The sequence below is a fragment of the Nostoc sp. XA010 genome, from assembly GCF_020829625.1.
Lineage (GTDB): Bacteria > Cyanobacteriota > Cyanobacteriia > Cyanobacteriales > Nostocaceae > Nostoc.
The window spans coordinates 1-6,058 of sequence record NZ_JAIVFX010000101.1; the positions used below are offsets into that span (position 1 = coordinate 1).

At 43.8% G+C, this 6,058-nt stretch carries 4 protein-coding genes; all 4 read left to right on the plus strand.

What is annotated here, in order from left to right; genetic code table 11:
• Nucleotides 1–733 precede the first annotated feature (733 nt).
• The 4 genes from LC608_RS35985 (at nucleotide 734) to LC608_RS36000 (ending at nucleotide 5,760) form a co-directional block, all read left to right on the plus strand.
• Complete coding sequence (locus LC608_RS35985) at nucleotides 734–2,203, plus strand: NAD(P)/FAD-dependent oxidoreductase (protein WP_229558074.1); 1,470 nt, start codon at nucleotides 734–736, stop codon at nucleotides 2,201–2,203.
• Nucleotides 2,204–2,380: 177 nt separating this feature from the next.
• Entirely contained in the window at nucleotides 2,381–3,247 is an 867-nt protein-coding gene (locus tag LC608_RS35990) for a trans-aconitate 2-methyltransferase (RefSeq protein ID WP_229558075.1), read from the plus strand.
• 100 nt (nucleotides 3,248–3,347) lie between these two features.
• A complete protein-coding gene (gene ltaE / locus LC608_RS35995; protein WP_229558076.1) occupies nucleotides 3,348–4,373 on the plus strand; it encodes a low-specificity L-threonine aldolase in 1,026 nt (341 codons plus the stop codon).
• 76 nt (nucleotides 4,374–4,449) lie between these two features.
• Nucleotides 4,450–5,760 carry an FAD-dependent oxidoreductase gene (locus tag LC608_RS36000; RefSeq protein WP_229558077.1) on the plus strand — a complete coding sequence of 437 codons (1,311 nt, stop codon included), beginning with the start codon at nucleotides 4,450–4,452 and terminating at the stop codon, nucleotides 5,758–5,760.
• Nucleotides 5,761–6,058: the final 298 nt, after the last annotated feature.

Sequence of the window (6,058 nt, forward strand, 5' to 3'; positions counted from 1 at the left end):
ATTGGGTGGACTTGTACGATAGCCTCAAAGAGAAAAAGTAAGTCCAATCATCTTGTTCGCGTAAACAATTCGCGAACACTATTTTCTTTGTTTTACCCTCTATTTCTCCTTAACCGAGCAGTATTGTGTCCCATCTTGGTTTCAGCCTTAGCGTACAAATTTCCCGTTTTGGCACGGTGATGCCTACTTCAATTATCTACTTAATTTATTTTCTGCCATAATTGATACCAAGTCTTAAAGACTTATTGCAGATATATTTGGAAATAATCATCAAATAATTTACTAGCAATCTTTTTGAGATATCTCATCAAGATGATTTTTCGTGTAATTACGTATATTTATTGCAAATAAAATTACCTCATACACGAATGTAAGTTTTAGCGATCGCTGGTTTTTGATCCGACCTCACAAAATCGCGTTGCTCCCTTGCAGACACGCCTTTATTTATGAAGAAAGCTTTTCAGTCAAACCTTGCGCTTACTTTAAAACCTGGAGTGCATAAATCTTATTAGGTAAACCCTAAAAGATTGTTAGTTCATCTTGCAGGAAATTACACGTATCTCGGTTTCATGCCGGATAGGGTTAGAACTCTCTAGTTCATACATTTTTCACTTTTTCTACTAATTGCTCTTTCTTTGTCAGTACAGCCCAGCGTCCTAAACTTGACTGTCCAACACAAAGAGAAGCAACTGTTGTCTAGAATTTGCAATCTTTTAAGGAAATGAATCCTGCTATGTCGATTATACCGAATTCCACACAAATTTTAGTTATTGGTGGAGGCCCCGCCGGTTCTACTGCGGCTACTCTCTTAGCACGCGAAGGTTTTGATGTCACTTTGTTAGAGCGGGATGTTTTTCCACGTTATCACATCGGCGAATCACTTTTACCATCAGCGTTAGAGATTTTTGACCTTCTTGGTGTGCGAGAAAAAGTAGAAGCGCAGGGATTCCAACGCAAGCCAGGAGCTTACTTAGAGTGGGGGAAAGAAAAATGGAGTCTGAATTTTGGGGAACTGACAGGAGATCACACCTATAGCTTTCAAGTTCGCCGTGCTGAATTTGATCACTTGTTGTTGGAGCATTCTAAAAGCCAGGGTGTGAAGGTTTTTGAAGGAACAGAAATTCGTCAAATCTCCTTCGATGGTGATCGCCCATGCAGTGCAATTTGGTCGCAGTCTAATGGTGATAAAGGAGAAATTTCCTTTAAATACTTGATTGATGCGTCGGGTCGCGCTGGGATTATGTCAACGCGCTACTTGAAAAACCGTCATCAGCACAACGTATTTCAGAACATGGCTATTTGGGGCTACTGGAAGAACGTCAAGAGACTACCCGGACAAGAGGGTGCGATCGCTGTTGGCTCAATTCCTGAAGGTTGGTTGTGGGGCATCCCACTAGACGAGGAAACCATGAGCATCGGTGTGGTGATCCACAAAACGGCTTACAAAGAAAGACGCACGAAGAAATTAGAGGAGATTTATGCAGACGCGATTGCACAATGTCCCTTAATTCAGGACATGATTGCGCCTGGGGAGCTAGTTTCAGATGTAAAAGTTGAGCAAGATTACTCTTACACATCCGATTACTTCTGTGGCTCAGGCTATTTCATGTCTGGAGATGCCGCTTGCTTCTTAGACCCTTTACTCTCAAGTGGAGTACATCTTGCCACCTACAGCGCCCTGTTAGCAGCAGCTAGTATCACTAGTATTCTGCGCGGCGAAGTCAACGAAGAGCAAGCTGCTAATTTCTATGACAAGAGCTATCGGCAGGCTTATCTACGATTCTTGGTATTCGTATCCGCCTTCTACGATCAAAACCGTGGTAAAGATTCCTATTTCTGGGAAGCACAAAAACTCAGCCGCCACGATTTTAGTGGTGCTGACTTGAAGCTAGCATTCTTGAACCTGGTGTCTGGAGTTGAGGACTTGGTAGACGTTCAAGAAGCACTACCCGATCTTGTTGTCGGCGAGATGTCAAAGCGGATTAAAGAAAACCACAACCTGCGTCAAGATAAGCAGGTACTCAAAGACAAGTCCACCGATGCAGCAATCCAGAACAATGCTCAATTCTTCAATGCTGTAGAAGGATTCTTCTCGCTAACCGCAGCCGGGGCGATTGATGGTGTATATGTCGTTACCAAACCTCGACTAGGATTGGCACACACCTCCCCAGTACGCGAACTCGAACCATCTGGACTTGCTTGAACAACTCACTAACACAAGAAGGTGTAATTAAGTCAGCCATTTGAAATGTCTGAAACCATTACCCAAAGGTAATTACGAATTACCCAAAGCCGTAATAACTTGACTGATGAACGGGGGAGTATAACCTCTCCGTTCATCAATTAAAGACAGTTTATTTTTTGCTACAGGAGATTTATTATGTCTGTTTTTGTTGCAGAGCATCCCCAGATTTACGTGGAGTTTGAAGAAGTAGATATCGCGGCGCAAATGCGTAAAGGACATCCACAAATCCCTGAGGGCGACGCATATATCACTAAATTGGTAAAGCAGCACTGCCAACGCTTGGGACGACCAGTCCGCGTATTTGATGTGGGCAGTGGCAGTGGGTATTTTGCTTCTAAACTAGTAACTCGGATACCGGAAATAGAACTCATTGTTAATGAGGATGAACCTCATGTTATTAGCAAATTACAACGCCGTCTAGGCAATACTAGTGCTAAAATTTTCGACCGTCCATTTATAGAATGGAAAGAACCTGTAGATATCATCCTTTCTTGGGGAGCGCATCATCATTTACCTAAAAACTATCTGGCTCATGCCAAGCAAGTGCTGCGAAAAGATGGTGTTTTGATTTTAGGTGATGAGTTTTGTCCAGATTATTGTGATGCAACTCATGCAGCACGCATTAGTAGCGCTGAACAAATTTATATTGCTAACGGCTATATCTTAACTAATACTGCTGAGGTAGAAGCTTATCAAAAAGAAAAATACATTCCCCCAATAGCCCATGACCTAGAGCGACGGCGGCAACAAGCACTCTGGATTTGGTACAGATATGTTGTTGATTACGCAATGGAACGCAATTGTTTAGCTGTAGTGATTGATGAGCTTCGAGCTACTCATGATGACTTAATTACAAATTTTGGCGATGAGCACAAGATGTCATCGTTAATTGCGGAACAAGAGTTTAAACTTTGCGGCTTCCAACAGCTGTCCAAAAAATCACTTGGCCCAGTAGATGCACCGCAATACCAAAGCTTCTTCGTTTATGAGTTAGGGATTTAAACCAGCTACTGAAATAGTCAAGAAGGTAGAGAAGCAAGAATAAACCAATACCCCATATCCTATGCCCTCTACCTTTTCTCAATAATCTCGGAATTTAGCCATGATTGATTTACGCAGTGACACAGTAACTCAGCCAACCCAAAATATGCGTCAAGCGATGGCTGTAGCCGAAGTTGGTGATGATGTTTACGGTGAAGACCCTACGGTTCGGAGACTAGAGGAACTCGCTGCCCAGTTAACTGGTAAAGAGGCAGCATTATTCGTCCCCTCCGGTACAATGGCAAATCAAATCGCATTGGGTACATTAGCCCAAGCTGGTGACGAGGTAATTATTGGCACTGGTAGCCACTGCTACCTATATGAAGGTGGTGCAGGTGCGGCTCTCAACGGTCTACAATTTCAAGTCATCGGTAGCAATGGTAAATTTACTGCGGATGATGTTCGTGCCGCTTATAGACCAGATAACCATCATCAAAGTCCTACGACTGTTGTTGCATTCGAGAACACTCACAATCGTGGTGGTGGCTGGGTTTGGGATCTCAACGAGTTGCAAGATGCAACTACTGCTGCCCGTGAATGTGGAATGCGCTTGCACTTAGATGGTGCGCGTATCTTCAATGCCCAAGTAGCTAGCAATATACCTGTGAAAACTTGGGCAGAGCCGTTTGATACTGTGACGTTTTGTCTGTCTAAAGGATTAGGGGCACCGGCGGGAAGTGTGATTTGTGGCGATCAAGGGCGAATTCACCGCGCCCATCGCTTACGGAAAATGTTTGGTGGTGCCATGCGACAAATAGGAATCTTGGCGGCTGCTGGTTTGTATGCTTTGGAGCATCATGTTGAACGTTTAGCAGAGGATCATGCCAATGCGAAATTACTAGCCCAAATGCTAGCAGATATCCCCGGCATTATTTTGGAACCAGCAACCGTTGAGACAAACATTATCTGGTTTAACCTGACAGCCGATGTTCTTGATGCTACAGCGTTGGCAAAAGCAGCACAGGAGCGCGGTGTGTTTCTCAGTGCCAGTGGCAAGCGATCGCTTAGAGCGGTTACCCACCTAAATATTACCCAAGATGACTGTTTAGCAGCAGCTCGGATATTGGGTGAAATCCTTATTAGCTGAGGTAGATTTCTTTTTCCTGATTCAGCGACATCAGACTCGATTATCTCAGATTCGTAGGTAGGAGAAATTTGTATTTATGTCTGTTAAAGTCAGCTCAGATGACATCAACAGCGATCGCGCTATTCTTGACGTCCAGCAAACAAGTTGCTGTATTGTTGGCGGTGGCCCTACAGGGGCTGTTTTAGCATTAATGTTAGCGCGTCAAGGTATTCCTACAATCCTGGTTGAGGCACATAAGAATTTTGACCGCGACTTTCGGGGTGACATCATTCACGCCGGAGCAATGGAAGTTATGGACGAACTTGGTCTGACTAACCGTTTGCTCCAGCAAATTCCCCACACCAAGACTGACAGAATTGACTTCATGACCCCCGATCAGAGGCTCGTGTTTGCCGATTTCAGTCGTTTGAAGACTCGACATCCATACGCCACTATCCTTCCTCAAGGAAAGTTTATTGAGTTTTTGACTAGCGAGGCCAAACAATATCCAAACTTTCAGTTGTTAATGGGTGCGAATGTACAAGAGCTAATTGCAGAAGACGGAATCATTCGCGGTGTTCGCTACCGTGGCAGTGGTGGCTGGCACGAAATCCGGGCAAACCTGACAATTGGTGCGGATGGGCGCTTTTCCCGTGTTCGGCAATTAGCAGGTATGGAACAGATCAAGGCGAAAGCACCAATGGATCTGTTTTGGTTCCGCCTACCTCGACACTCTGACGACCCAGAGGGTCTAATCGCCCGCTTTGGAGCCAAACGCGCCATAGTTATGTACAATACCTTTGATGGCAATTGGCAACTTGCCTATATCATTCCCAAAGGCTATTACAACCAACTCCATGCAGATGGCATTGAAGCACTACGAAAGTCAGTGGTGGAAGTAGTACCGGAATTTAGCGATCGCGTCGAGCATCTCCAAGATTGGAAGCAAGCATCCCTACTCTCAGTTGAAGTGGGTCTTCTTAAGCGTTGGTATCGCCCTGGATTACTGTTTATTGGTGATGCTGCCCATGTGATGTCTCCTGTAGGCGGAGTGGGGATCAATTATTCTATCCAGGATGCTGTGGTTGCGGCAAACGTCTTAGGCGCTCCACTCAAAGCAGGTGAGGTACAACTGAGTCACTTAGCAAAAGTACAGCAACAGCGAGAATTATCTATCCGCACAATCCAAGCATTTCAATCATTTATCCAGACCAATATTACTGCCAAAGCACTGCAATCAGATAACACCCTAAAGCTACCGCTATATCTGCGTTTACCAATTTTGCGTGATATTCCTGCCCGAATTTTAGCTTTTGGTATTCGTCCCCCTCATGTCAAGCCAGTACACACCTTGCAAGATATCGAAGCAAATACAGTGAATAACACATCTGCTGTTCTAAGTAAATAGAAAGATGATAATTTGACTCAACTAAAGTACTCATAAAGTATTTCAGTAGTCCAGGTATTAATAATTAAAGATCAATAACTAATTTTCAAGGAGAAGCACAGTGAAAAAATTCTCAGAACATTACCATCAAGCAGGGAAACATGAAACCAAATCTTTTAAAGATTTTCATGACTTAGAGGCTATTTATAAAGTAAATCTAAAAGCCAGGAGAAAGGAGTTATGATAACGATAAAATACTTCATGTGCAGTGTATTTACATAGATAGTCGGTATGGCACGAAAGTCTTATCCCACAGATT